The sequence below is a fragment of the Phenylobacterium zucineum HLK1 genome (assembly GCF_000017265.1).
Classification (GTDB): Bacteria; Pseudomonadota; Alphaproteobacteria; order Caulobacterales; family Caulobacteraceae; genus Phenylobacterium; species Phenylobacterium zucineum.
The window spans coordinates 2,383,764-2,407,099 of record NC_011144.1 but is presented as its reverse complement, the minus strand read 5'-3'; the positions used below and the strand labels follow the sequence as shown (position 1 = coordinate 2,407,099).

At 71.7% G+C, this 23,336-nt stretch carries 23 protein-coding genes; 8 read left to right on the top strand and 15 right to left on the bottom strand.

What is annotated here, in order from left to right; translation table 11 throughout:
• Positions 1–114: 114 nt before the first annotated feature.
• The gene (locus tag PHZ_RS11745) at positions 115–1,461 is read left to right on the top strand and encodes a spinster family MFS transporter (RefSeq protein ID WP_012522691.1); all 1,347 of its coding nucleotides are present in this window, start codon (positions 115–117) and stop codon (positions 1,459–1,461) included.
• A 21-nt stretch (positions 1,462–1,482) separates the two neighbouring features.
• On the opposite strand, the gene PHZ_RS11740 is transcribed toward PHZ_RS11745, so the two are convergent.
• The 3 genes from PHZ_RS11740 to PHZ_RS11730 form a co-directional block, all read right to left on the bottom strand.
• The gene (locus PHZ_RS11740) at positions 1,483–2,136 is read right to left on the bottom strand and encodes a GntR family transcriptional regulator (protein ID WP_012522690.1); all 654 of its coding nucleotides are present in this window, start codon (positions 2,134–2,136) and stop codon (positions 1,483–1,485) included.
• Positions 2,137–2,269: 133 nt separating this feature from the next.
• A complete protein-coding gene (locus tag PHZ_RS11735; protein WP_012522689.1) occupies positions 2,270–2,671 on the bottom strand; it encodes a nuclear transport factor 2 family protein in 402 nt (133 codons plus the stop codon).
• Positions 2,668–4,401 (bottom strand): thiamine pyrophosphate-binding protein, encoded by a 1,734-nt coding sequence (locus tag PHZ_RS11730; RefSeq protein WP_012522688.1) that lies wholly within the window; start codon positions 4,399–4,401, stop codon positions 2,668–2,670. Before PHZ_RS11730 ends, PHZ_RS11735 begins: the two co-directional genes overlap by 4 nt.
• A 238-nt stretch (positions 4,402–4,639) precedes the next feature.
• Between PHZ_RS11730 and PHZ_RS11725 the strand changes: the two genes are divergently transcribed.
• Both PHZ_RS11725 and PHZ_RS11720 read left to right on the top strand, forming a co-directional pair.
• The gene (locus tag PHZ_RS11725; protein WP_012522687.1) at positions 4,640–5,989 is read left to right on the top strand and encodes a spinster family MFS transporter; all 1,350 of its coding nucleotides are present in this window, start codon (positions 4,640–4,642) and stop codon (positions 5,987–5,989) included.
• 113 nt (positions 5,990–6,102) lie between these two features.
• Positions 6,103–7,452, top strand: coding sequence for a spinster family MFS transporter (locus PHZ_RS11720; RefSeq protein ID WP_012522686.1), 1,350 nt, complete (start codon positions 6,103–6,105; stop codon positions 7,450–7,452).
• 62 nt (positions 7,453–7,514) lie between these two features.
• Here the strand turns inward: PHZ_RS11720 and PHZ_RS11715 are convergent, their stop codons facing one another.
• Positions 7,515–7,934: a GlcG/HbpS family heme-binding protein gene (locus tag PHZ_RS11715; RefSeq protein WP_012522685.1), complete on the bottom strand. Its 420-nt coding sequence runs from the start codon at positions 7,932–7,934 to the stop codon at positions 7,515–7,517.
• Between the two features lie 49 nt (positions 7,935–7,983).
• A complete protein-coding gene (locus tag PHZ_RS11710; RefSeq protein WP_012522684.1) occupies positions 7,984–9,216 on the bottom strand; it encodes a CaiB/BaiF CoA transferase family protein in 1,233 nt (410 codons plus the stop codon).
• Positions 9,217–9,528: 312 nt separating this feature from the next.
• On the opposite strand from PHZ_RS11710, the gene PHZ_RS11705 reads away from it, so the two are divergent.
• Complete coding sequence (locus PHZ_RS11705; RefSeq protein ID WP_012522683.1) at positions 9,529–10,218, top strand: GntR family transcriptional regulator; 690 nt, start codon at positions 9,529–9,531, stop codon at positions 10,216–10,218.
• A 112-nt stretch (positions 10,219–10,330) separates the two neighbouring features.
• Positions 10,331–10,867 carry a cupin domain-containing protein gene (locus PHZ_RS11700; protein WP_012522682.1) on the top strand — a complete coding sequence of 179 codons (537 nt, stop codon included), beginning with the start codon at positions 10,331–10,333 and terminating at the stop codon, positions 10,865–10,867.
• A gap of 42 nt (positions 10,868–10,909) precedes the next feature.
• On the opposite strand, the gene PHZ_RS11695 is transcribed toward PHZ_RS11700, so the two are convergent.
• From PHZ_RS11695 to PHZ_RS11650, 10 genes are all read right to left on the bottom strand, one after another.
• Complete coding sequence (locus PHZ_RS11695; protein ID WP_012522681.1) at positions 10,910–11,536, bottom strand: AAA family ATPase; 627 nt, start codon at positions 11,534–11,536, stop codon at positions 10,910–10,912.
• A 3-nt stretch (positions 11,537–11,539) separates the two neighbouring features.
• Positions 11,540–11,908 carry a TA system antitoxin ParD family protein gene (locus PHZ_RS21700; protein WP_012522680.1) on the bottom strand — a complete coding sequence of 123 codons (369 nt, stop codon included), beginning with the start codon at positions 11,906–11,908 and terminating at the stop codon, positions 11,540–11,542.
• A gap of 56 nt (positions 11,909–11,964) precedes the next feature.
• Positions 11,965–12,936, bottom strand: a complete 972-nt coding sequence (locus tag PHZ_RS11685; protein ID WP_012522679.1) for an alpha-ketoacid dehydrogenase subunit beta — start codon at positions 12,934–12,936, stop codon at positions 11,965–11,967.
• A 1-nt stretch (position 12,937) separates the two neighbouring features.
• The gene (locus PHZ_RS11680) at positions 12,938–13,921 is read right to left on the bottom strand and encodes a thiamine pyrophosphate-dependent dehydrogenase E1 component subunit alpha (RefSeq protein ID WP_012522678.1); all 984 of its coding nucleotides are present in this window, start codon (positions 13,919–13,921) and stop codon (positions 12,938–12,940) included.
• A 1-nt stretch (position 13,922) separates the two neighbouring features.
• Positions 13,923–14,162 carry a biotin/lipoyl-containing protein gene (locus PHZ_RS11675; protein WP_041373462.1) on the bottom strand — a complete coding sequence of 80 codons (240 nt, stop codon included), beginning with the start codon at positions 14,160–14,162 and terminating at the stop codon, positions 13,923–13,925.
• Positions 14,163–14,238: 76 nt separating this feature from the next.
• On the bottom strand, positions 14,239–14,658 hold the full coding sequence (locus tag PHZ_RS11670) for a nuclear transport factor 2 family protein (protein WP_041373461.1): 420 nt from the start codon (positions 14,656–14,658) through the stop codon (positions 14,239–14,241).
• Between the two features lie 65 nt (positions 14,659–14,723).
• Positions 14,724–16,214, bottom strand: a complete 1,491-nt coding sequence (locus tag PHZ_RS11665) for a flavin-containing monooxygenase (protein ID WP_201765240.1) — start codon at positions 16,212–16,214, stop codon at positions 14,724–14,726.
• 161 nt (positions 16,215–16,375) lie between these two features.
• Positions 16,376–18,073, bottom strand: coding sequence for a class I adenylate-forming enzyme family protein (locus PHZ_RS11660; protein WP_012522676.1), 1,698 nt, complete (start codon positions 18,071–18,073; stop codon positions 16,376–16,378).
• Entirely contained in the window at positions 18,070–19,122 is a 1,053-nt protein-coding gene (locus PHZ_RS11655) for a phosphotransferase family protein (RefSeq protein ID WP_012522675.1), read from the bottom strand. Before PHZ_RS11655 ends, PHZ_RS11660 begins: the two co-directional genes overlap by 4 nt.
• 149 nt (positions 19,123–19,271) lie before the next feature.
• On the bottom strand, positions 19,272–20,435 hold the full coding sequence (locus PHZ_RS11650) for a CaiB/BaiF CoA transferase family protein (protein ID WP_012522674.1): 1,164 nt from the start codon (positions 20,433–20,435) through the stop codon (positions 19,272–19,274).
• 94 nt (positions 20,436–20,529) lie between these two features.
• Here PHZ_RS11650 and PHZ_RS11645 point away from each other — a divergent pair, with 94 nt between their 5' ends.
• The 3 genes from PHZ_RS11645 to PHZ_RS21695 all read left to right on the top strand — a co-directional run bounded on the left by PHZ_RS11645 (position 20,530) and on the right by PHZ_RS21695 (position 23,331).
• Positions 20,530–21,426: a LysR family transcriptional regulator gene (locus PHZ_RS11645; protein ID WP_012522673.1), complete on the top strand. Its 897-nt coding sequence runs from the start codon at positions 20,530–20,532 to the stop codon at positions 21,424–21,426.
• 67 nt (positions 21,427–21,493) lie between these two features.
• Positions 21,494–22,645 carry an acyl-CoA dehydrogenase family protein gene (locus tag PHZ_RS11640; RefSeq protein WP_012522672.1) on the top strand — a complete coding sequence of 384 codons (1,152 nt, stop codon included), beginning with the start codon at positions 21,494–21,496 and terminating at the stop codon, positions 22,643–22,645.
• Between the two features lie 5 nt (positions 22,646–22,650).
• On the top strand, positions 22,651–23,331 hold the full coding sequence (locus PHZ_RS21695; RefSeq protein WP_012522671.1) for an acyl-CoA dehydrogenase family protein: 681 nt from the start codon (positions 22,651–22,653) through the stop codon (positions 23,329–23,331).
• Positions 23,332–23,336 lie beyond the last annotated feature (5 nt).

Sequence of the window (23,336 nt, the reverse complement as noted above, 5' to 3'; positions counted from 1 at the left end):
CCTCCCCCCGCAGCTGCGCGCAATGGAGCGGCCCCAGCGGCCGCTCCTCTTCTTTTTCGGCGGGGCGGCGCGACCGGGCGGTGGGTGAAGCCGGGGCCGGGCAGGGAGAGCGTGATGACGGCGGCCGCTGAAGCGCAGGAAGCTCGGGCGCCGGTCTCGGGCGCCTACCGGTCCTATCTCATGGTCCTGCTGACGGCGGCCTATGCGCTCAACCTGCTGGACCGGCAGATCATCAATGTCCTCGCCGAGCCCATCAAGCGGGACCTGGGCCTCGCAGACTGGCAGCTCGGCGCCCTGACCGGCCTGTCGTTCGCCCTGCTGTACAGCGTCGCGGCCCTGCCGATCGCCCGGCTCGCGGACCGGGGCGACCGGGTCCGCATCATCGGCCTCGCCGTGCTGGCCTGGAGCCTCTTCACCGCCGCCTGCGGCGCGGCCGCCAACTTCGTGCAACTGCTGCTGCTGCGGGTCGGCGTCGGCGTCGGCGAGGCCGGCTGCGCGCCGCCCGCCCAGGCGCTGATCGCCGATCATCATCCGCCGGGGCGGCGGGCCGGCGCCCTGGGCGTGTTCGCCCTCGGCGCGCCCGTGGGCGCGTCCATCGGCCTGGCCGCCGGGGGCCTGCTCGTGGAGCATATCGGCTGGCGCGGGACGCTGGTGGCCGCCGGAGCGCCCGGCGTGGTCATCGGCCTGCTGGTGCTCCTGACGCTCAAGGATCCGCTGGCCGGTCCGCGCGCCGCGCCCAGGCCGCCCCAGCCCGCGCTCGGCCTCGTCCTGCGGGCCCTCGCCCGACGTCGCGCCTTCGTCTTCGTCACGCTCGGCGTGGCCCTGCTGTCGTTCGTGAACTACGGCGCGATGGCGTTCGCCGGCTCCTTCTATCTGCGCGTCCACGGGGACGACATCGCCGCCCTGGGCGCGGCGTTCGGCGTCGGCCCTCTGGGCGTGATCGGCGTCGGCATGGCGCTGTTCGGCGCCACGGGCGGGGCGGCCGGAACCTTCATCGGCGGGCGTCTCGGCGACCGCTGGGGCGCGCGCGACGTCCGGGCCCACGTCTGGATCCCCGCCGCGGGCTCGGCGCTGACGGCGCTCGCCTACGCCGCCATGTTCACCGTCCCGGCGGGCGCCGGCTCCCTGGCCCTGTTCGCGGCCGCCTCGTTCTTCGCCAACCTCTGGAACGGCCCCGGCGCCCACGCCATCCAGAGCCTGGCGGGCGAGCGCGCCAGGGCCACCGCGCTCGCGCTCGTCCTCTTTGTCGTCAGCGCGCTTGGCCTCGGCCTCGGGCCGCTCCTCATCGGCGCGATGAGCGACGCCTTCGCTCCGTCCCTTGGCGAGGCCGAGGGGCTGCGCCTGGCCATCCTGCTGGGTGCGACGGTCGGGGTGCTGTCCGCGCTCTGCCACGTGCTGGCGAGCCGCTCGATCCGCGCGGACCTGGCGGAGGTCGCCGAACGCGAGGCCCTGGCGGGCTGACGTGGCGGCGGCGGCGGCGCCTCAGCCGGCCGCGGCGGCCAGCGAGCGGAGCAGGGCGTTGCGGCCGGAGAGGATGTGGCTGGCCATGGCGCTGCGCGCCCATGCGGCGTCGCGCGCCCGGATCGCCGAGACGAGCTCCAGGTGCTGGGTGGCGCTGCGGCGCATCTCCTCGAGGCTGTAGCGGCGGAAGGTGCGAAGGACGAGCGGCGCTTCCACGATCGCGGCCAGCGCCACCTCCAGCCGCGGGCTGGCCGCCGCGGCGACGATCGCCTTGTGGAAGGCGTTGTTGAGCCGCGTGATCTCCTCGACGACGTGCGGCCCGCCGCGATCCAGCGCCGCCTCCATCTGGGCGGCCAGATCCTCGAGGGCCGCGATGCTGGCCTCGTCGGCCTCCAGCGCGGCGGTCTCGGCGGCGTAGCTCTCGAGCACGACGCGAAGGTCGTAGATCCGGTGGATGTCCCGCTCGTCCATGTTGGCCACGAACGCGCCGCGGTGCGGAATGAGGGTGATGAGCCCTTCCGACTGGAGCCGGCGCATGGCCTCGCGCACCGGTGTCCGCGAGAGGCCGCTGGCGGCCGCCAGGTCCTGCGCCGTCAGGTGGGCGCCCGGTTGGTAGACCCCGCTGATGATGCCGTCGCGGATGGTCTGGTAGGCCTTGTCGACTGCCGCCGCCATAGTCTCGGTATTCCCCGCCTCTCAGCCTGTATTGCATTCAAAACGGGCGAGGTTGCAAGGCTGCAATGCCTCGACTGAGTCTGGGTGGCCGCGACTTGGATGCACTGGTTGCGCCTGAGGCCGGCAGAATCGCTCAGCCGGCCTTGTGCGGCATGACGCCCGTGGCGGCGCTGTCGTGATAGGCCTCCATCGTGGCGATGCGCCCGTTCTCGACGCGGCAGACGCAGCAGCAGAGGTCTCGGATCTCACGGCCGTCCGGCATCCGGACGAGGAGGGTGTGCTGCTGCACGAAGCCGTCCGGCGTCGGCCGGCGCCGCACGTCCACATAGCGGAAGTCGAGGGCCTCGCCGCGGATCCGCGCGAGGTTGCGGATGGTGGTCTCGATGTCGGTCAGCGCCTCGTCGGTGTTGTGCCAGACCGCGGCGCCGTCGGCGAAGATGTCGCGCAGCGCCTCCAGGTCGCCGTGCTCCACCGTCCAGAACAGCCGCTCCGCGGCCGCCAGCGCCGCCGCGGCCCCGGGCCAGGGCTCGCTCACCGGCCCGTCGGGATGTTGGCGTAGTAGGGGATCGGAACCCCGTCCGCGCCGCTGACGTCGCCCACCATCATCCGGGTCCGCGGATGCATGACGCCGGCGTCGATGATGACGTTCAGGCAGCGGGGCTCGCCCGCGGCGAAGGCGGCCTTCACCGCCGGCTCGAGGTCCTCGTAGCGGTCGATGCGCACCGCCTCGACGCCGAAGCCGCGAGCCACGTCCTCATAGCGGGTGTCCTGCAAGGCCACGATCACCTCCCGGTTCTTGCCGTAGAGGAGGTTCTGGGCGTTCCGCGACATGCCCCATTCGGCGTTGTTCAGGATCACCGTGACGATCGGCAGCTTGTGCCGCACCATGGTGTCGAGTTCCTGGATGTGGAAACCCGCCCCGCCGTCGCCGGCGAAGCAGACCACGGGCTGGCCGGGGGTGGCCCGGGCCGCCCCGATCGCGAAGCCCGGCGAGATGCCCAGGCAGCCGAGATAGCCGCAGCGCAGGAACCGGCCGGCGCCCGGCGAGCGCACCAGGTCGCCCACCCAGTTGCCCGCCTCGCCGCCGTCGGCCACCACGGTGGTCCCCTCGGGCAGGGCGTCCATGATCGCCGCCACCGCGTGGCCGGGATGGATGGCGCCCGGCCGGGAATTGACCGGCGCGTCGGCGAAAGCCTTGCGGACATTGCCGCGGAAGCTGCGCAGTTTGGCCGCCCAGGCCTCCCGCTTGGGCCAGTCCTCGCCGCCCGCCCGCTGGATCAGGGCGTCCAGGGTCGCCCCCGCGTCCGCCACGATGGGCAGGTCGGCCATGCGCACCCGGCCGATCTCCTCCGGGTTCGACTCGATCTGGGCGACATAGGCGCCCTCGGGGATGATCGCGCCCATGGCCCCGCCGAGGAACATGCCCATCCGGGCGCCCACGAGGAGCACGGCGTCGGCCGGCTCGCCCGAGGCGGCCGCCGCGGCCAGGCCTGCGGCGGCGCCGGCGTAGTAGGGGTGGTCGTCGGGGAGGGCGCCCAGCGCCTTCTGGCTGGCGATCACCGGCGCGCCGACCAGTTCGGCCAGCCGCCGCAGGCGCTCGCCGGAGTTGGTCAGGACCGCTCCGCCGCCGGCGATGATCACCGGCCGCTCGGCCTTGCGGAACATCTCGACCACGGCCTCGACGACGTCCGGGGCCGGCGCCGGGCGCGGCGGCCGCTTCCAGGTGGAGACGTCCGGCGGCGCCTGGTCGATCGGCCAGAACATCACGTCGATGGGGATTTCGAGGAACACCGGCCCGGGTGCGCCGCTGAGGGCGATCTCGCCCGCCCGGCGGATGAACTCGACGATGCGGTCGGGCTCGCTGACCCGCTGCGCCCACTTGGTGACGGGCCGGGCCATGGCGACGGCGTCGAAGCCGCCCTGCAGGGTGTTGGCCTCCGCTTCCCGGAGCGGCGCGGCGCCGGCGATGAACAGCGTGGGGATCCGGTCGAGGTGCGCGTTGGCCATCGCCGTCAGGGCGTTGGTGAAGCCCGGCCCGGCCGTGACGGCGCAGACGCCGAGCTTGCCGTTGGAGGCGCGGGCGTAGGCGTCGGCCGCGTGGCCCGCCGACGCCTCGTGGCGGGTGTCGGTCAGCCGGATGCCGAACTCCTCGCAGGCCATGAACAGGGGATCGAGGTGGCTGCCGTGCAGCGCGAACACCTCCGTGACGCCGAGGCCCGCCAGGGCGGCGGCCGCCAACTCGCCCGCTGCGCGCTTTTTGGTCATGTTTCCCCCAAACTGTTCTTAGACTCGGTTCGCCGGCTTAGGCTGTCCGGCGGATGGCTCGCGCGGATGCAGGGTGCAAAATCTGCATCCAATATCCTCGACAGGTGACCCAAAACCCCCCTCAATGTCTAGGGTTGGATGGGCGAGTGGCGGAAAAATATCTGTTGGCTCATCCAGCTTGTATGCAATGACAGGTGGCGAGCCGTCGCCAAAGGCGGCCAGGATCGAGGGGGAGCGCATGCGGGATATGCCGTCGGGGGCCGTCGAGGGGCAGCCGTATCCGTCGCCAGCCTACGCCTATTACAGCGTGGGCGTCCTGATGCTCGCCTACATCTTCGCGTTCGTGGACCGGATCGCGCTCGGCCTGGTGGTCGATCCCATCCGCCGCGACCTGGGCCTGACCGACACGCAGGTCAGCGCGCTGGCGGGCCTCGCGTTCGTGGTCTGCTTCGTGATCTTCTCGTTCCCGTTCGGCCGCTGGGTGGACCGCCGCGCGCGGCCGCCAGCCCTCACGCTCGGGATCAGCGTCTGGAGCCTGGCCATGGCGGGCTGCGGCCTGGCCACCAACTTCTGGCAGCTGTTCGTCGGGCGCATGCTGGTCGGCGTTGGCGAGGCGGCGGTCAATCCGGTCGCCTATTCGACGATCCCCGACAGCTTCCCGCCGCACCGCCGGGGCTTCGCGATGGGGATCTACGCCTCGGGCGCGTCGATCGGCGGCGGGTTCGCCGTCTATCTCGGTAGCCTCATCCTGGCCTGGGCCGAGATCGCCCAGCCGTCCCTGCCGATCGTGGGGCCGCTGGCGCCGTGGCAGGCGCTGTTCATCGGCCTTGGCCTGCCGGGTCTGCTGGTGGCCCTCCTGGTGCGCTTCACCCTGCGCGACCCGCCGCGGCGCGGGCAGAGCGCGGCGCCGGTCGCCTCCCGCGACGTGACCGCCTACTTCCTGGAGCACCGGACGCTGTTCATCCTGATGTTCCTGGGTTTTTCCGGCTTCGCCATTAGCAACTACGCCTTCACCGTCTGGGGCCCCACCTACTTCATGCGGGTGCACGAGATGAGCGTGGCGCGGGTCGGGCTGCTGATGGGCCTCGGCTACGCCATCTTCGGCACGATCGGCGTGCTGCTGGGCGGCGCCTGGGCCGATCGCGTACGCAAGGCCGGCGACCCGGTGGCTCCCATCTGGGTGGCCCTGTGGATCGCGGGGCTGCAGGCGCCGTTCTTCCTGGGCGCCTACCTGTCTCCCGACGCCACCGTCGCCCTGGTCCTGTTCTGCGCCGGCATGCTGACCGCCTGCATGATCGGCGGCCTGCAGGGGGCGATGGTGCAGGTGCTCACGCCCAACCGGATGCGGGGCCAGGCCGGGGCGGTCTACCTCACCGTGGTCAACGTCCTGGGCCTGGGCGTGGCGCCCACCGCCACGGCGGCCATGACCGACTATGTGTTCGGCGGGCCCGAGCACATCGGCAAGTCGCTGGCGGCCACCACCGCCGGCGCCCTGGGCCTGGCCGCGCTGCTGCTGGTCATCGGCATGCGCCTGGCCCGCGCCCGGGCCCGCGCCGTGGCGGACGAAGAGGCCAAGACGCTCTTCTAGTGAATGCAATCATCTTCCCGACCTAGAGGATGCGGGCGGGATCATCGCTGTAGACAAGCAGATTGCATCCATTACGGTCAGCTGATCTGAGTTCCACAGCCGGCGGGGCGATCATGACGCTTGCGAAGACGCAGGATCGGCCGGCCTCGCCGCCGGCGGGCGCCTACCGCGCCTACCTGATGGTGCTGCTGACCAGCGCCTATGCCCTGAACCTGCTCGACCGGCAGATCCTCAACGTCCTCGCCGAGCCCATCAAGCGCGACCTGCACCTGGCGGATTGGCAGCTTGGGGCGCTGACCGGCCTGTCGTTCGCCCTGCTGCACAGCCTGGCGGCGGTGCCCATCGCGCGGCTCGCCGACCGCGGGGACCGGGTGCGCATCGTCGGCCTGGCGATCCTCGCCTGGAGCGCCTTCACGGCGATGAGCGGGGCGGCCGCCAATTTCGTCCAGCTGCTGCTGCTGCGGATCGGCGTCGGGGTCGGTGAGGCGGGATGCCAGCCGCCCGCCCAGTCCCTGATCGTCGACCACTATCCGCCCGAGCGGCGGGCGGGCGCGCTCGGCAAGTTCGGGCTGGGCAAGCCGGTGGGCGCGGCCGTCGGCCTGGCCGCGGGCGGCCTCCTGGCCGAGGCGGTGGGCTGGCGCTGGACGCTGGTGATCGCCGGGGCTCCTGGGCTGGTGATCGGCCTCCTCGTGCTGCTGACGCTGAAGGACCCCCGCCGGGCCCCGGCCGCCGTCGCGCCGGCGGTCCAGCGGCCGCTCGGCGCCGTGCTCCGCGAGCTCGCCGGCCGACGCGCCTTCGTGCTGATCATGGTCGGCGTGGGCCTGCTGGCCTTCATGAGCTACGGCGCCAACGCCTTCGCCGCCTCCTTCTACCTGCGGGTCCACGGCGAAGACGTCGCGCGGATCGGCCAGGCGCTGGGCGTGGGGCCGCTGGCGGTGATCGGCCTGGGCATGGGCCTGATCGGGGCCAGCGCCGGCGCCCTCGGCAGCTGGTTCGGCGGCCATGTCGGCGACCGCTGGGGCGCCCGTGATCCGCGGGCCTACGCCTGGATCCCGGCTGGCGGCGCGCTGCTCGGCGCGCTGGCCTACATGGCGATGTTCACGGTCCCCAGCGGCGCGTGGTCCCTGGCGCTCTATGCGGCGCCGGCCTTCCTGAACAACCTCTGGAACGGGCCGGCCTCGCTGGCCGTCCAGAACCTGGCCGGCGAGCGTGCGAGGGCGACGGCCATCGCCCTGGTGCTGTTCGTGGGCAGCGCGCTGGGAATGGGGTTCGGCCCGCTCACGGTGGGCCTGATGAGCGACGCCTTCTCGGCGTCCCTGGGCGAGGCCGAGGGCCTCCGCCGCGCCATCGTGCTGTGCGCGGCCGTCGATATCCTGGCCTGCGTCAGCTTCCTCGTGGCGGGACGCTACCTGCGGCAGGATCTGGCGGATGCGGAGGCCGCGGAGGCCCAGGCGATCCGCTGACCGCGACGCCGGCCCCGCCGCGCCCGAACGGAGAGGGGCGGCGGGGGGCGTCTTCGCGCCGCCTACTTCAGGGCGGCGAGGGCGGCTTCCGCCACTTCCTGGTCCTGGCTGTAGTGGCCGCCGCTGACCCCGATGCCGCCGACCACCTGGCCGTCGACCTCCACCGGATAGCCGCCGCCGAACACCACCAGGCGGTTGGTGTGGACGATGCCGTGCAGCAGCGGCGGGTCGGACTTGATGAAGTCGAACCAGGCGTGGGTCGGGATCTTGTAGGCGGCGGCGGTGTAGGCCTTGTCCTTGGCGATCTCGACGCTGAGCAGCGGGGCGCCGTCCATGCGCCGGAAGGCCTTCATCACGCCGGCGTCATCGACCACGGCGATGACCATGGAAAGGCCCATCTCGGCGGCCTTGGCGGTGGCGGCCTCGATCAGCCTGTCGGCGGCGGCCTGCGAGATGCTGGCGTGGGGGATGGTTAGGGTCATGGCGTCCTCCTGGGGAAAGGGATGTATCCGGCCGCGCGGCCGTCTGGGCCTAGCCCAACTGCACGACGCCGGCTTCGGCGAGGTCCTTGAGGCGCTCGGCGCCGACGCCGGCGAGCGTCTCGAGAACCGAGGCGGTGTGCTCGCCCAGGCGCGGGGGCGGGGTGTAGACCTCGGCCGCGGTCTCCGAGAGCTTCACCGGGTTGCCCGGCTGCTCGATCTCTCCGCCGCCCGGCAGGGGGACGCGGACGCGCATGTTGCGCGCGATCGCCTGCTCGTCGGCGAAGGCGTGGGCGATGTCGTTCACCGGCGCGGCGGGAATGCGCACCTGCGCCAGCCGCTCCAGCCAGTACTCGCACGTCTCGCGCTCGAAGGCGGCCTGCACGCGCGCCTCGATGTAGGCCTTCTCGGCCAGACGTCCCGGCTGGTGGTCGAACTCGGGCCGGCGCAGCTCCTCGTCGTCCAGCAGGTCCACCAGACTGCGCCAGAAGCCGTCGGTGATGACCGCGATGATCAGGTGGCGGGTCTTCGTCCGGAAGGTGTTGTAGGGCACGTGGACGAAGTGGCCGTTGCCGGCGCGGGCGGTCGACTTGCCCGACATCAGCGACATGGTGGCCATGTAGTTCAGCAGCGAGAGCTGGCAGTCGAACATCGAGATGTCGACATGCTGGCCGACGCCGGTGCGCTCGCGCGCCTGCAGCGCGGACAGGATCCCGATCACGCCGAACAGGCCGCCGCCGAGGTCGCCGATGGGGATGCCGGCGCGCAGCGGCTCGTCGTGCGGGTGGCCGGTCAGGGACATGCCCCCGCCCATGCCCTGGGCGACGAGGTCGAAGGCCGGTCGGTTGCGGGCCGGGCCGGTCTCGCCGAACCCGGAGATGGCGCAGGTGATGATCCGGGGATTGTGCCGCACGAGGACGGCGTGATCGATCTCCAGCCGCTCGAGGACGCCGACCCCGAAGTTCGAGACCACCACGTCGGCGTGCTTCACGAGCTCGTAGAAGACCTCGCGGCCGGCCGCCGACTTCAGGTCCAGCGCGACGCTCTCCTTGTTGCGGCACAGGGTCAGGAAGTAGGCGCCCATGCCGTCCCGGGCGTACTCGGGCGTGTCGCGCAGCAGCTTGCGGGTGCCTTCCCCGGCGCCCGGCGGCTCGACCTTGATGGTCCGGGCGCCCAGGTCGGCCATCAGCATGGTGGCGTAGGGGCCGGAGAGCATGTGGGTGAGGTCGATGACCGTCACGCCCTCCAAGGCGCGGCCCGCGCCCTGACCCTGCTGCGCCGCCATGCTCGATCCCCCAACGCTTCCCGTGGCGCCCTGCTCGAGCGCTTCGATGAAATTGTATGCGATCATTGGAAGGGGGCGCAACCCGTCTGTGGCGCTTCATCGCGGCCGATCATCTCATAAAGCCAATAAAAACAACAAACGAATGCGCCATCTTGAGGGGCTTTGGTTGCGGGCTGCTGCGCGGGCCGGCAATCGGCCGATCCGAGATTTGTATCCATATGGCGCAAGGTGGCGCGCCGAGTCGCCTGCGCTCGACGACGAGCGCCCGGATGTCGTACTCAATCCGGTGAGACGGACGGGGGCGAAGGCGTCATGGCGGATGCGGTTGAGCGGGCCTATCGGACCATTCGCGACGGCATCATGAACGGGCTGTACCCCCAGGGGGCGCACATCACCGCGCAGGACCTGGCGGCGGCGAGCGGGCTTTCCCGCACTCCCGTGCGGGAGGCGATGCGGCGGCTGCAGTCGGAAGGTCTCATCGTGATCTACCCGAACCGCGGCGCCTTCGTCGCCAGCTGGAACGAACGGGACATCCACAAGATCTACGACCTGCGGGTCCTGCTGGAGGGGTACGCCGCCGAAGCCGCCGCGCTCGAGGCGGACGAGGCCGCCGTCGCCGAGCTGACGCGCCTCGCGCGCGAAATGGCCGACGCGGTCGAGCGCCAGGACGCCGACGTGGTCGACCAGGTGGCGCAGATCAACAGCGACTTCCACCGGCTGGTGATCGCCGCCGCCGCCAACCCCCGCCTGGATGTGGCCCTCGCCTCGATCGTGGAGGTGCCGCTCGTGCTGCGCACCTTCCGCCGCTACAGCCTCGAGGAGATGCGCCGCAGCGCCGCCCAGCACCTGGAGCTCGTCGCCGCCATCGCGGCGCGGGACGGCGTCTGGGCCCGCAGCGTGATGACCAGCCACATCCTCTCGGGCCGCAACGCGCTGCTTCGCTCGTTCGCCACCGAGGCGGCCTCGCAGGCCCAGGCCGCGCCGGATAGGGCGGCCGGATAGGGCCTCAGCGCCCATTGCATGCAAGGGCAGGGATTTCCTTGTCGCTGACGTGTGGACCGCCTTGACTGGGCGCGTTAGTCTGCATGCAGTCTTGCGAAACCGGAGCGCTCCCATGGCCGACGAGAAGCCCAGGTTCCAGGTGTTTCGCGCCGCTACGGCGCCGACGCTCGACGAGTCCAAGGTGCTGCGCTTCGAGGGGCTCACCCCGGAGATCTCCGACGGGCTCAAGGGCGCCGTCGCGGCCGGGGTGAGGGACGGCAGCTTCGCCAAGATCCTCATCAACGTGCCCGGGTTCAGCCTGGCCTACGCCTGGCACAAGAGCGACTACCCCCTGCCGCTGCACAGCCACGACGTGGACTGCTGCTACCTCGTCATCGCCGGCGAACTCACGGTCGGGACCGAGACCCTCGGCAAGGGCGACGGCTTCTTCGTCCCGGCGGGGTCGGCCTACACCTTTTTCACCGGGGCTGAGGGCGTGGAGTTCATCGAGTTCCGCCACGCCAATTCCTGGAACATCGTCTTCAAGTCGAAGAACCCGGCCGCCTGGGCGAAGATCGCCGACAAGGCCGCCGCCCGGCGCGAAGCGTGGCAGGACGAGGCCCAGCCCTTCGGCCTGGTGGAGCCGGTCGCCGAAGGCGTGGGTTCCTAGGCCCGGGGGGCGCGGGCCTAGGCGGCGCGCCGGGGTATGGCCTCAGGGTCTACCCGGCGCGGCCGGCAGCCGCACGGCCTCCACATCGTCCCCGTAAAGCGCCTCCGCCCAGCCGGGCAGGTCCGCCGCCGCGCGCGTGGCGACGCCGGAGGCGAACGTCGCCAGCTGTCGGGGCGGCTGGCCATCGACGCTGTTGTCGAAGACCAGGCCAAAGTCGGCCGCAAGGACGGCCAACCGGATGAGCGGGCCGTTGCGTGCGTAGCGCCCGCGGATGTTCGCCTCCGGAACGGGATGTCCCCCGAGCGCGGTGCGGACCGCGACCCGCTCGACGGCGAAGTCCGCGTCGCTGACGCTGAGGTGATAGACCGCGACCCGGTAACCCGCGCGCTTCGCCTCGGCCAGCAGCTCGAGCTTGGAGGGGTGGGAGAAGGTGCTTTCCGTCACCAGGCTCTCGCCCGCGGCCATCAGGGCCTGCCGCCGCGCCTGGGCAAGGTCCTGCCCGAGCTGGGCGTCCTCACGCGTGCGCGACCAACGGCCGAGGGCGGCGCGGGCGAGCAGGTCGGGATTCACGAATTCGGCCGCGCTCCGGATCCGCAGCCATTGCTCGTAGAAGGTCGTCTTGCCGGCGCCGTTCGGCCCGGCGATGACGTGGAAGAGCGGGGCGGCCACGCCCTAGGCCGCGTTGCGCCCCTTGGCCCCGGAGGACTTGCGCCCGGAGGACTTGCGCCTGGCCGCCTTGGTCTGCCTGCCAAGCGCGGCGTAGCCGGCCTTCAGGTCCGGCGCCGGATTGTCGAACGCCTCGCCGAGGTTCGCGAAGAACGCGTCCTGCTCCACATCCGACAGGTCCTCGATCTTCAGGCCGCCGGCCAGGGCCGCGCGGACCCGGTCCAGCGAAACCCCCTGCGCCGTCTCCAGCGCCCGGCCGAGCGTGGCCCAATGCTCGATCTGGCCCGAGAGGGAGCGGTGAAAGAGCTCGGCTTCCTCTCGCGCGGCGTCGACGAGCCGGGTGTTCAGCTTCACGGTGGCGAATGACGAGGCCATGGCGCGCTCCTTGGGTGCCATAATGACACCTGGGCGCGTGCGGTTCAAGGCGCGGTCTACAGCAGGCTGCGGACGGCCTCGGCGACCCGGTCCTTGTTCGGATAGAGCTGCTTTTCCAGGTTCAGGTTGTAGGGGATCTGCACCGAGGGCGTGGCCACCCGCCGGATTGGCTTGCGCAGGCTCTCGAAGGCCTCCTCGACGACGACAGCCGCGATCTCCGAGGCCACGCTGCCCACCTTGTGGGAGTTGTCCACGATCACCAGCCGGCCGGTGCGGGCCACCGAGCCGAGGATGGTCTCCCGGTCCATCGGCGCGATCGTCCGCAGGTCGATCACCTCGGCCTCGATCCCCTCCTGGCTCAGCGTCTCGGCGGCGGCCAGGGCGGCGATCAGGCAGCCGGCGATCGAGACGATCGTCACGTCAGAGCCGGGCCGCTTGATGTCGGCCTTGCCGATGGGCACGAGGAACTCGTCGTCGACCGGCACCTCGCCCTTCTTGGCCCACAGGTTCATGTCCTCGAAGACGATCACCGGGTCGTCGTCGCGGATGGCCGACTTCAGCAGGCCCTTGGCGTCGGCGGCCGTGGCCGGCGCGACGACCTTCAGGCCGGGGACGTTCATGAACAGGGGGTAGGGGCGGTCCGCGTGCTGGGCGGCCGTGCTGTTGTTGTAGAAGGTGTTGGTCCGCACCACGAGCGGCACCTTCAGCTGGCCGCCGGTCATGAACCGCAGCTTGGCCGCCTGGTTGATGATCTGGTCGGAGGCCAGGTAGACGAAGCTGGCGATGGTCAGGTCCACGACCGGCCGCAGGCCCGTCAGCGCCGCGCCGACGCCGACGCCGGTGAAGCTGTTCTCCGAGATGGGCGTGTTGCGCAGCCGGCTCTCGTCGAACTCGTCGAACAGCGTCTGGGCGCCGTAGACGGCGATGTCCTCGCCCATGAGGATCACGCGCTCGTCGCGCCGCATCTCCTCGCGCTGGGCCTCGATGATCGCCTGCAAGTAGGTGAGCTTCTGGGTCGAGTTGCGCACGTCAGAAGACCCCTTCGCCGCGCGGCGGAAAATGGATGGGAAGGCTGTACATGCAGTCCAGCAGGTCCTGCAGTTCGGGCTCGGGGCTCTCCTTGGCGAACTCGACGGCCGCGGCCATGGTCTCGGCGACCTCGGCCTCGATCGCCTCCACGTCGGCCTGCAGCCCGCGCGAGACCAGCACCGCGCGATAGAGCGTGATGGGGTCGCGCTGGGTCCGGTGGTGCTCGATCTCCTCCTCGCTGCGATAGCGGATGGGGATCGCCAGGCGGTTGGAGTGTTCGTCGAAGCGATAGGTCTTGGCCTCGATGAGGGTGGGGCCGGCGCCCGAACGCGCCCTCGTGACGGCCGCGCGGGTCACGTCGTAGACCGCCTCGGCGTCCTGGCCGTCCACGATCACGCCGGGCATGCCGTAGCCGTTCGCCCGGCGGGCGATGTCGGGCTGGCCGTGCGACTTCTCGACGGGCGTCGTGACCGCGTAGCCGTTGTTCTCGCAGAAGTAGATGACCGGCAGCTTCCAGACGGCGGCCATGTTCAGGCTCTCGCCGAAGGTGCCCTGGTTGGCCGCGCCGTCGCCGAAGAAGCAGAGGCTCACCTGGTCGGTCTTGCGGACCTGGATGCTCAGGCCCGCGCCGGTGGCCAGCGGCAGGCCGCCGCCGACGATGGCGGATTCGCCGATCAGGCCGCGGCTGGTGTCGGTCAGGTGCATGGACCCGCCGAGCCCCCGGCAGATGCCGGTGCGCTTGCCGAAGATCTCGGCCATCAGCGGGGCGATCTCGGCGCCCTTGCCGATCGGATGGCCGTGGGAGCGGTGGGTGCCGGTGACGTAGTCGTCGTCGCGCAGCGCCAGGCAGGCGCCCGCAATGGCCGCTTCCTGTCCGATGCTGAGGTGCCCCACCGGCCGATGCGCGATGAGCGCTTCCTCGAACCGTCGGATGCGGAGCATCCGAGCGAACAGGTCCAGCTGCTGGGCCGCCTCGAGCGCCATGTCAGCCTTCCTCGATCGTGGCGATCTCGGCCTCGACCTCGACCTCGTCGCCCTCCTGGAAGCGGATGCTCGCCAGCGCGCCGGCCACCGGCGCCTCGATCTCGAGCACGGTCTTGGCCGTCTCGATCTCGGCGATGATCTCGGACTGCTCGACGCGGTCGCCGACGGCCTTAAGCCATTTCACGATCGTGCCTTCGGTGATGCCCATCCCGCTCTTGGGAAAAAGCACGCTGACTGCCATCTCGGGTCTCTCCAGTCGTAGTCGGATGTGGGGCGGGGCCAGGCGCGCGGCCCCCGCCTGTCGGGAGCGGCGCGGCTCAGGTCTTGAGGCTCGCGGCGTAGTCGGCGCGGTACGAGAAGTCGGCCGGGTTGGTGTACATCCAGTAGCGGCGGATGAGGCCGTCATCGCCGAACTCGAAGATCGAGGCGCCGGGGGCGACGACCTTGTGGTCCTTGTACGAGCCGCGGATCGTCCAGCCGATGGAGGCCATCGGCGGTTCGATGATCATGTGCTCGATGGTGCGGTGGTAGTCCTCCAGCGCCCCGAAGCCGATGCGTTCGGCCGCCCGCTCGGTCGCGCGGTCGGGGACCGCCACGCCGTTGCGCCAGCCGTGGACGTCCGGCGCCATCAGCTTGTCGATGCGGGCGCTCGTCTCCTCGACGGTGGATTGGGGGCGGTTGTTCTCCGCCTCGTTCAGTCGCCGCAGAGCGCTGGCGATCATCTCCCGAGTGACCATCCTCTCCTCCCTGGTTGTCCATCGCGCCGGAGCGCCGCCACGAGGGCGGGCCGCACCGGCCGGCCTCATCGTGTCTCGAAGTCCTCCATCCGCGGCGCGGTCATCTCTTCCACGAAGCGGGCGTAGGTGAAGGTCCAGGACGCCGGCACGCCGTGCCGGTCGAGGTACCAGCTCTTGCAGCCGGTCACCCACACGGTCCGCTCGGCCGCCCGCCGGCGCTCGTCCTCGAAGCGGTCCATCGCCTCGTGGGTGGCGCTCGCCTCGCGGTAGTCGCCGCGGCGCATGCCCTCGAGCAGCTGCAGGATGTAGCCGAGCTGCCACTCGCAGGTCTCGATGAGCGAGAAGTTCCCCACCGGGCTGTTCGGCCCGCCCAGCATGAAGAAGTTCGGGAAGTCCGGCACCGTCACCGAGAGGTAGGCGACCGGGTGGTCGCCCCACACCGCGTCCAGGTCGGCGCCGCCACGGCCGATCACCTTGGCCGGGCGGATGAAGCGGTCCGTGTGGAAGCCGGTGGCGAGCACCAGGACGTCCAGTTCGTGCAGGATCCCGTCGGCCGTCCGCACGCCTTCCGGCTCGATCCGCGCGATGGGCGCGGTGACGAGGTTGGCGTTGGGCTGCTGGATCGCGCCGTAGAACTCGCTCGAGATCACCAACCGCTTGCACGCGGCCCGGTAGTCCGGCGTCAGCCGGCGGCGCAGGTCGGGATCGCGCACCGTCTCCAGGTTCTCCCGGCACAGGCGCTCGATCTCGGCGAGCTGCGGGGAGTCGTAGTCGAGGACGGCGGTCGCATAGCCGTCGATCGTCTTGGAGCGGTACTGCTGGACGAGGGCCTCGAGGGCCGCGGGGTCGGCCCGGTACCTTGCCTTCTCCTCGTCGGTGTAGGCCAGGTTCGGGCGCGGCAGCACCCATTGGGCGGTGCGCTGGAAGAGGTCGAAACGCTCGGCGCGCGGCACGAGCGCGGCGGTGAGCTGGGCGGCGGTCGAACCGGTGCCGATCACGCCGATGCGGCGCCCGTCCAGCGGCGTGCTGTGATCCCAGCGCGCGGAGTGGAACATGGCCCCCTTGAAGGACTCCGCCCCCTCGAACTTGGGGATGTTGGGATGGTGCAGCACTCCCGCGGCGCTGATCACCACGTCGAACCGGTCGCGATGGCCCGACGCGGTGGCGACCTCCCAGCCGCCGTCGACGTACCGGAGGCTCACCACCTCGTCGCCGAAGCGGACGAGCGGAAGCACGCCGTAGTCGCGCGCCACACGCTCGAAATAGGCCTGGATGTCCGGCCCCGCGGCCAGCAGCGTGTCCCACTCCGGATTGCGGGCGAAGGAATAGGTGTACCAGTGGGCCGGCACGTCGCAGGCCAGGCCCGGATAGGTGTTCTCGCGCCAGGTCCCGCCGACGCGGTCCGCCTTCTCGAAGATCACGCAGTCGACGCCGCGCTCGCGAAGCTTGGCGCCCGCCAGGATGCCGGCCATGCCCGCGCCGATCACCGCCACGCGGATCGGGCGCAGGCCCTGACCGGCGGCTGCGGCGTCTGCATTCTCCAAGGCGTGGCTCACCGGCGCCCTCCCTCCGCACTGTTCCGTGACGGTTGCCCAAGTCCTAGCTCAACGGCCCACCGCACGCAATTTATTGGATGCAATTATTGGCGAAATTCAGCACCTGCCCGTGTCCGGCGGGCAAACTTGGATGCAAGGTTGCGTTCTGAGCGTCCTCTCCGTCAGGCGAGCCTTGCCGGCAGCTCGCTCCGGAGCTCGCGCTTCAGCGCCTTGCCGGCGGCGTTGCGGGGGAACGGCGCGTCCCGCAGCTGCAGGATCACCGGGACCTTGTGGGACGGCAGGCGGGCGGCGGCGTGGCGCCTGAGATCCTCCGGCGCCGCGGCCCATCCGTCCCGCAGGCGCACGACCGCGCCCACCACTTCGCCCAGGACGCGCTCCGGCACGCCCATCACGGCGGCTTCGGCGACCGCCGGATGGCTCATCAGGACGTCCTCGATCTCGACGCAGTAGATGTTCTCGCCGCCGCGGATCAGCATGTCCTTGGCGCGGTCCAGGAGGGTGATGAACCCCTCGGCGTCCCGGCGCACGATGTCGCCCGTGCGGTACCAGCCGCCGCCGAAGGCCGCCTCGGTGGCCTCGGGCTGGTTCCAGTAGCCGAGCACCACGTTGGGGCCGGACACCCAAAGCTCGCCGGGCTCGCCCGGCGCGACGTCGCTGCCCTCGGCGTCCACGACGCGCAGGTCGCAGCAGGGGGCGGCGATCCCTACGCTGCCCGGGCGTTCCATCATGTCCTCGTGGCTGTTGGCGGCGGTGAGGGACGAGGTCTCGGTGGCGCCGTAGCCCTGGCCGGGCCAGGCGGCCGGGAAGACGGCGCGGACCCGTTCGGCCAGCTCGGGGGCGGCGGCGGCCCCGCCGTAGCCCACGGTGTCCACGCAGCCGAGGTCGACCTCGGAGCCCTCGGCCGCCTCGACCAGCTGCCAGGCCTGGGTGGGCACCAGCGTCAGTCCCTGGATGCGCTCCCGCGCGATCAGGTCCAGCGCGCGGCCTGCGTCCCACTTGTACATCAGCACCAGGGTCCCGCCGTTCGCCATGGCGGGGACGAGCGCGGAATGGAATCCGGTGACGTGGAAGAAGGGCAGGGGCAGGAGCTGCGCACGGGGAGCGGGAAGCGCGGCGGCAGGCGGCGGCCACGGATCCCCCCGGCGCACCGCCGCCCGGGCCGCTCTGAAGCCTGTGTTCACGAGATTGGTGGCGATGTTCCGGTGCGTGCCCCAGGCGCCCTTGGCCTGTCCGGTGGTGCCGGAGGTGTAGAAGATCGTCGCGGGATCGTCGGACGACAGGCCGGGATCGGGCGCCGGCGCGTCCGGCAGGTCCGCGTAGGGGCCGATCAGGTCCGCGAGCGTCGGGGCGTCTCCCGCGCCCCGGGCCAGGATCAGCTCGGCGTCGACAGCCTCGCCGCGCAGGCGCTCCAGCCGCTCGGCGTCCACCGCCACCACCTTGGCGCCGCTGTCCGCCAGCATCCGGGCGAGCACGGGGCCGGGCTCCCAGGCGTTCAGCGGGGTCAGCACCGCCCCGACGGCCAGCGCGCCCCAGGCGCAGACCGACCATTCGGGGAAGTTGCGCATCGCCACGGCGACCCGGTCGCCCTTCGCGATCCCGTACCGCTCGACCAGCAGGCGGCCGAAGGCGCTGGCGGCGCGCCAGTGGGTCTCGAACGACAGGCGCTCGTCCTCGAACACCAGATAAGGGCGGTCCCCGAAGCGCCGGCTCTCGTCGAGCACCGCGCGCATGTGCGGCTTGGCGCGGACATAGGCGCGGACCGTCCGGCCATGGACCTCCACCGGCGCGGTCTCGAACGGCATGCCCGGCGCGGTGAGCCGGGCCAGGGTCTCGGCGATGCTTGCGGCCGGCCAGCTCATGCTGCGGCTCCGGCGCGGCGTGCGAAGCTCCAGGCGGCGGTCGCCAGCGGGCCGACGCGGTCCTGGGCCTGGAAGGCGCGGGCGTTGTTGGCGGCGCCGGCGCGGGCCCGTCCCGCCACGCCCTGCAGGATCGCCGCGAGGCGGAAGAGGTTGTAGGCCAGGCACCAGTCCAGCGAGACCGCCATCCGGTCGCCGGTGAGCTCCAGGTAGCGCTCCAGCGCCTGCTCCAGGGTGGGGATGCCCAGCGCCGGCAGGTCTAGGCCGTTCAGCGAATTGCGCTCATGCGCCGGCGTCACCCAGTGCATGAGGAAGTAGGTCAGGTCGGCGATCGGATCGCCCAGGGTCGAGAGCTCCCAGTCCAGAACCGCGACGACCCGCGGCTCGTCGGGATGCAGGACCATGTTGTCGAGGCGGAAGTCGCCGTGGACCACGCGGGCGGGCCGCTCGGGCGGCAGGCTCTGCGGCAGCCACTCGATCAACCGTTCCATCTCGGGATAGTCCGGCCCGGCCGAGGCGCGGTACTGCCGGGTCCAGCGGGCGACCTGGCGGCCGAAGTAGTTGCCGGGCCGGCCGAAGTCCGCCAGCCCCACGGCCTGCGGCTCCAGCCTGTGCAGGGCGGCCAACGCCTCGATCTGCGCCTCGTAGATTCCGGCCCTTTCCTCGGGCGCATGGTCGGGCAGGCGCCCGTCCCAGAGGATGCGGCCCTCGACCATCTCCATGACGTAGAACATCGAGCCGATGACGGCCTCGTCCTCGCACAGGGCGTAGGTCCGCGGGACGGGGTAGCCGGCGCGGCCCAGGGCGTGCATCACCCGGAACTCGCGATCGACCGCGTGGGCCGAGGCCAGCAGGGCGCCGGGCGGCTTGCGCCGCAGCACGTACCGGCGGTCGGGCGTGACGAGCTGATAGGTGGGGTTGGACTGGCCGCCGGCGAAACGGCGGACCTCTAGCGGTCCGGCGAAGCCCTCGACGGAGCCTTGCATCCAGCGTCCGAGCGCTGTGGCGTCGACGTCGTCGGCGCGGGGCAGGGCCTCGGTCTCCGAGGGCATGGGCGTCCTTCCTTGTTGTCGGCGCCAGCTTAGCTGGGACTCAAGATTGCATTCAAGTATGCAATCCGTTCCGAGGGTCTCTTCACGGAGATGGGGCGACTCCGCCGCGACGACTGGATGCAAATTGCGCCCCAGGGCCTCTCGTGCGGTCAGGCCAGGGCCTCGACCTGCTCCGGCGAGAGCCCGGCGGCGAGCAGCACCTCGCGGGTGTGTTCGCCCAGCCGCGGCGGCATGCGCACCGGTGGACGCTCGCCGTCGATGAGCACCGGCACGCCCGTCATGCGCAGCCGCGCCCCGTCCGGCTGCTCCAGGGTCTCGAACAGGCCGACCGCCTCCAGGTGCGGGTCGGCGATCAGGTCGTCGAGGCTGTTCACCGGCCCGTTCGGCGCCTCGATCCCGTCGAGGATTTTCGTCCATTCGGCCGTCGTGCGGGTCGCCAGGATCTCGGCCACGATCGCGTAGAGTTCGCCGATGTTCTCGGTGCGGGCGGCCACGCCGTCGAAGCGGGGATCGTCGGCCAGCTCGGGCCGCCCGGCCGCCTCGAAGAACCGCCGCCAGTGCGCGTCGGTGTAGGGCAGGGCGCAGATGTGGCCGTCCGCCGTGGCGAAGGGGCGCCGTTCGGGCGTCATCACCCGCGGATAGGCGGCGGGTCCCTTGGGCGGATCGAAGTGGCGGCCGTAGAGGTGCTCGACGGCAGTGTAGGCGACCAGCGCCTCGAACATCGGGACCTCGACATAGGCGCCTTCGCCGGTCCGCTGCTGGCGCACGAGCGCCGAGAGGATGGCGATCGCGCCGACCATCCCGGCGGTCTTGTCGGCGGCCGCCGTGGGCAGGTAGGCCGGCGCCCCGGTCCGCTGGCCCGCCAGGTCGGCCAGGCCGCACATGCCCTGGATGATGTCGTCGTAGGCCGGGCGGCCGCCGTAGGGGCCTGTCTCCCCGAAGCCGTGCAGGCAGGCGTAGACGAGGCGCGGATTGCGCGCCCGCAGCGTCTCGGGGCCGAGCCCCAGGGCCTTCATCTTCTGCGGCCGGTTGTTGTGCAGCAGCGCATCGGCGCCGTCGACGAGCGCCAGCAGGGCATCGCGGCCGGCCGGCGTCTTCAGGTCGAGGACGATGCTCTTCTTGTTGCGGTTGGCCCCCAGGAACACCGAGGCCATGCCGGGCTCGGCGGTCGGCCCGATCCGGCGGGTGGTGTCGCCGGCGGGCGGCTCGACCTTGATGACTTCGGCGCCGAAATCGGCCAGCCACTGGGCCGCATAGGGCGCCATCAGCACCGCGCCGAGATCCAGGATTCTCACGCCTTCCAGCGGCAGCATGCGGGCCCGGGCCTCCTTTTGCGGCGCGACCCTATTGGCCCCGTGGGCCTCCGGCCAATATCATTGCGTCGATGATCGATAGCGGAGGCATATCGTGGAGCTGCGCCAGCTTCGGCAGTTCGTCACCCTCGCCGAGACCCTGAACTTCCACCGGGCGGCGGCGGCGCTGAACATGACCCAGCCGCCCCTGTCCCTGTCGATCCGCAAGCTGGAGGACGAGCTGGGCGCGGCGCTGTTCGAGCGGCACGCCCGCGGCGTGACGCTGACCGAGGCCGGGCGCGCGGCCCTGGGGCCCGCCCGCGACGCCCTCGCCGCCGCCGACGCAGCCGCGCAGGCGGCCCGCCAGACCGCCCGGGGCGAGCGGGGGCGGGTCCGCGTCGGCTTCGTCGGATCGGCCACCTACGGCCTGGTGCCCGCCATCGTGCCGCGCTTCCACGCCCAGCATCCGGGCATCGAGCTCAGTCTCAAGGAGGCGACCAGCCTGGAGGGCCTGCGCGGCCTGGAGGCGGGCGAGCTCGACGTCGCCCTCGTGCGCACGCCGCTGCTGCAGGAGGCCTCGGTGGCCCTGGAGCCGCTCTCCCAGGAGCCGCTGATGCTGATCGCGCCGCCGGCATGGGGACCGCCCGCCGCCGGCCGCGTCCGGCTGGAGGACCTGAAGGACGAGGCCTTCGTCATGTACGACCGGGTGCACGCGCCGAACATCCGCGCCCAGACGCTGATGGCCTGCGAGGCGGCGGGCTTCCTGCCGCGGGTGGCGGAGGAGGCGGCCAACATCCACACCCTCATCGCCCTGGTGGAGAGCGGCCTGGGCCTGGCCTTCGTCCCGTCGGTGATGCGGCGGGCGGCCGAGGGGCGGGTCCATTGCCTGGAGCTCACCGCCGCGGGACGTCCGCTGCAGATCGGCTTCGGCCTGGCGACCCGGCAGGGGGAGCGCCGCCTCACCGTGCAGGCGTTCGCGGCCACGGCGCGGGAAGCCGCCCAAACGATCTAGGCGGCATATTGGTTTGCCCGAATTCGATATTGGCTCCGGGCGCCATCCGGCCGTAGCGTCGCCGTCGATGCTGGAGACCCTGGATCTTGCGACCATTCCGCCCGAGGACGAGGCGCTGCGCGGCCCCGTCCGCGCCTTCCTGGCCGAGCGGCTGGCCGGCGTTCCCGCCGCGACCCGCGCCCGCACCTGGATGGGCTTCGACGCCGAATTCACCCGCGCCCTCGCGGCCAAGGGCTGGGTCGGCCTGACGCTGCCGCAGGCGTACGGCGGGGGCGGGCGCAGCCACTTCGCCCGCTTCGTGCTGATCGAGGAGCTGCTGGCGGCCGGGGCGCCGGTGGCCGCCCACTGGATCGCCGAGCGCCAGAGCGCGCCGCTGATCCTGCGCTACGGGACCGAGGCCCAGAAGCAGCGCATCGTGCCGGCGGTGTGCCGCGGCGAGGCCTTCTTCTGCATCGGCATGAGCGAGCCGAACTCGGGCTCGGACCTGGCCAGCGTGCGGAGCCGCGCCGAGAAGGTGGACGGCGGCTGGAAGCTGTCGGGCACGAAGATCTGGACGACCTACGGCCACAAGGCCGACTTCATGATCGCCCTGGTGCGCACCAGCGGGACGCCCGAGGACCGCTCGGCCGGGCTGTCCCAGATGCTGATCGACATGCGCGCCCCGGGCGTGACGGCGCGGCCGATCCGCGACCTCGCGGGCGACGAGCACTTCTCGGAGGTGCACTTCGACGAGGTTGTCCTGCCCGAGGACGCGCTGCTGGGCCGCGAGGGCGCCGGCTGGGAGCAGGTGAACGCCGAGCTGGCCTTCGAGCGTTCGGGCCCCGAGCGGATCTATTCCTCCACCGTGCTGGTGGACGCCTGGCTGGACCATGTGCGGGGCAGGGGGAACGTCACCGACGCCGAGCGCGTGCTGGCCGGCCGGCTGCTGGCCGAGCTTTCGGCCCTGCGGAACATGTCGCTCTCGGTCACCGCCATGCTCGCGGCGGGCAAGAGCCCGGTGGTCGAGGCCTCGGTCGTGAAGGACCTGGGGACCGCCTTCGAACAGCAGATCCCCGCCCTGATCGCCGACCATCTGGCGGGCGAGCCCGAGGGCTCGGTCCCGGGTCACCTGCTGGCGGCATTGGAATACGTGGCCGGCATGTGCCCGACGTTCTCCCTGCGCGGCGGCACGCGCGAGATCCTGCGCGGGATCATCGCCCGCGGCCTCGGCCTGAGGTGACCCGAATGAGCGACCTGATCGCCGAACAGTACGCGCGCCTGCTGGACAGCCTGCCGGCGGACGATCCCTGGCCCGCGCTCGAGGAGTCCGGCTTCCTGGACCTCTTGACCGCCGACGCCGGCCTCACGCTGGAGGAGGTCTTCCCGCTCGCCCTGGCGACAGGGGCGAAGGCCGGCGCGCCCGACGTGCTGCAGGCCATGGCGGCGCGGGCGGCCGATCCGGTCCCGCGGGCGCTGGCCGCCACGCTGGCGGCCGGGGAGATGGCCGGGGCGATGCAGGCGGTGCAGGCGCTGACCGCGGACTACGCCCTGACCCGCAAGCAGTTCGGCCGCGAGATCGGCCGCTTCCAGGCGGTCCAGCACCAGATCGCGGTCCTCGCCGAGGAGGCGATGGCCGCGCGCATGGCGGCCCAGGCGGCCTTCGTCGGGGGCCCCCTGGAGGTCTCCGAACGCCGGGCCGCGGCGGCCAAGATCCGCTGCAACCAGGCCGCCGGCCGGGTGGCGGCCATCGCCCACGCCGTCCACGGCGCCATCGGCGTCAGCGACGAGTACGTGCTGCACCGCCTCACCCGCCGGCTGCGCGCCCTGTCCCTGGCCCACGGCGGCGAGAGCTGGTGGGCCCGGCGGCTGGGCGACTGGGCCATGCAGGATCCGCGCGACTTCACCTCCCTGGCGCGGGCGCTCTGAGCGAG

Excerpts from the sequence above, each read along its gene's own strand:
- PHZ_RS11745 (WP_012522691.1), top strand. The coding sequence starts at position 115 with ATGACGGCGGCCGCTGAAGCGCAGGAAGCTCGGGCGCCGGTCTCGGGC.
- PHZ_RS11740 (WP_012522690.1), bottom strand. The coding sequence starts at position 2,136 with ATGGCGGCGGCAGTCGACAAGGCCTACCAGACCATCCGCGACGGCATC.
- PHZ_RS11730 (WP_012522688.1), bottom strand. The coding sequence starts at position 4,401 with ATGACCAAAAAGCGCGCAGCGGGCGAGTTGGCGGCCGCCGCCCTGGCG.
- PHZ_RS11725 (WP_012522687.1), top strand. The coding sequence starts at position 4,640 with ATGCGGGATATGCCGTCGGGGGCCGTCGAGGGGCAGCCGTATCCGTCG.
- PHZ_RS11720 (WP_012522686.1), top strand. The coding sequence starts at position 6,103 with ATGACGCTTGCGAAGACGCAGGATCGGCCGGCCTCGCCGCCGGCGGGC.
- PHZ_RS11715 (WP_012522685.1), bottom strand. The coding sequence starts at position 7,934 with ATGACCCTAACCATCCCCCACGCCAGCATCTCGCAGGCCGCCGCCGAC.
- PHZ_RS11710 (WP_012522684.1), bottom strand. The coding sequence starts at position 9,216 with ATGGCGGCGCAGCAGGGTCAGGGCGCGGGCCGCGCCTTGGAGGGCGTG.
- PHZ_RS11705 (WP_012522683.1), top strand. The coding sequence starts at position 9,529 with ATGGCGGATGCGGTTGAGCGGGCCTATCGGACCATTCGCGACGGCATC.
- PHZ_RS11700 (WP_012522682.1), top strand. The coding sequence starts at position 10,331 with ATGGCCGACGAGAAGCCCAGGTTCCAGGTGTTTCGCGCCGCTACGGCG.
- PHZ_RS21700 (WP_012522680.1), bottom strand. The coding sequence starts at position 11,908 with ATGGCCTCGTCATTCGCCACCGTGAAGCTGAACACCCGGCTCGTCGAC.
- PHZ_RS11680 (WP_012522678.1), bottom strand. The coding sequence starts at position 13,921 with ATGGCGCTCGAGGCGGCCCAGCAGCTGGACCTGTTCGCTCGGATGCTC.
- PHZ_RS11675 (WP_041373462.1), bottom strand. The coding sequence starts at position 14,162 with ATGGCAGTCAGCGTGCTTTTTCCCAAGAGCGGGATGGGCATCACCGAA.
- PHZ_RS11670 (WP_041373461.1), bottom strand. The coding sequence starts at position 14,658 with ATGGTCACTCGGGAGATGATCGCCAGCGCTCTGCGGCGACTGAACGAG.
- PHZ_RS11660 (WP_012522676.1), bottom strand. The coding sequence starts at position 18,073 with ATGAGCTGGCCGGCCGCAAGCATCGCCGAGACCCTGGCCCGGCTCACC.
- PHZ_RS11655 (WP_012522675.1), bottom strand. The coding sequence starts at position 19,122 with ATGCCCTCGGAGACCGAGGCCCTGCCCCGCGCCGACGACGTCGACGCC.
- PHZ_RS11650 (WP_012522674.1), bottom strand. The coding sequence starts at position 20,435 with ATGCTGCCGCTGGAAGGCGTGAGAATCCTGGATCTCGGCGCGGTGCTG.
- PHZ_RS11640 (WP_012522672.1), top strand. The coding sequence starts at position 21,494 with ATGCTGGAGACCCTGGATCTTGCGACCATTCCGCCCGAGGACGAGGCG.
- PHZ_RS21695 (WP_012522671.1), top strand. The coding sequence starts at position 22,651 with ATGAGCGACCTGATCGCCGAACAGTACGCGCGCCTGCTGGACAGCCTG.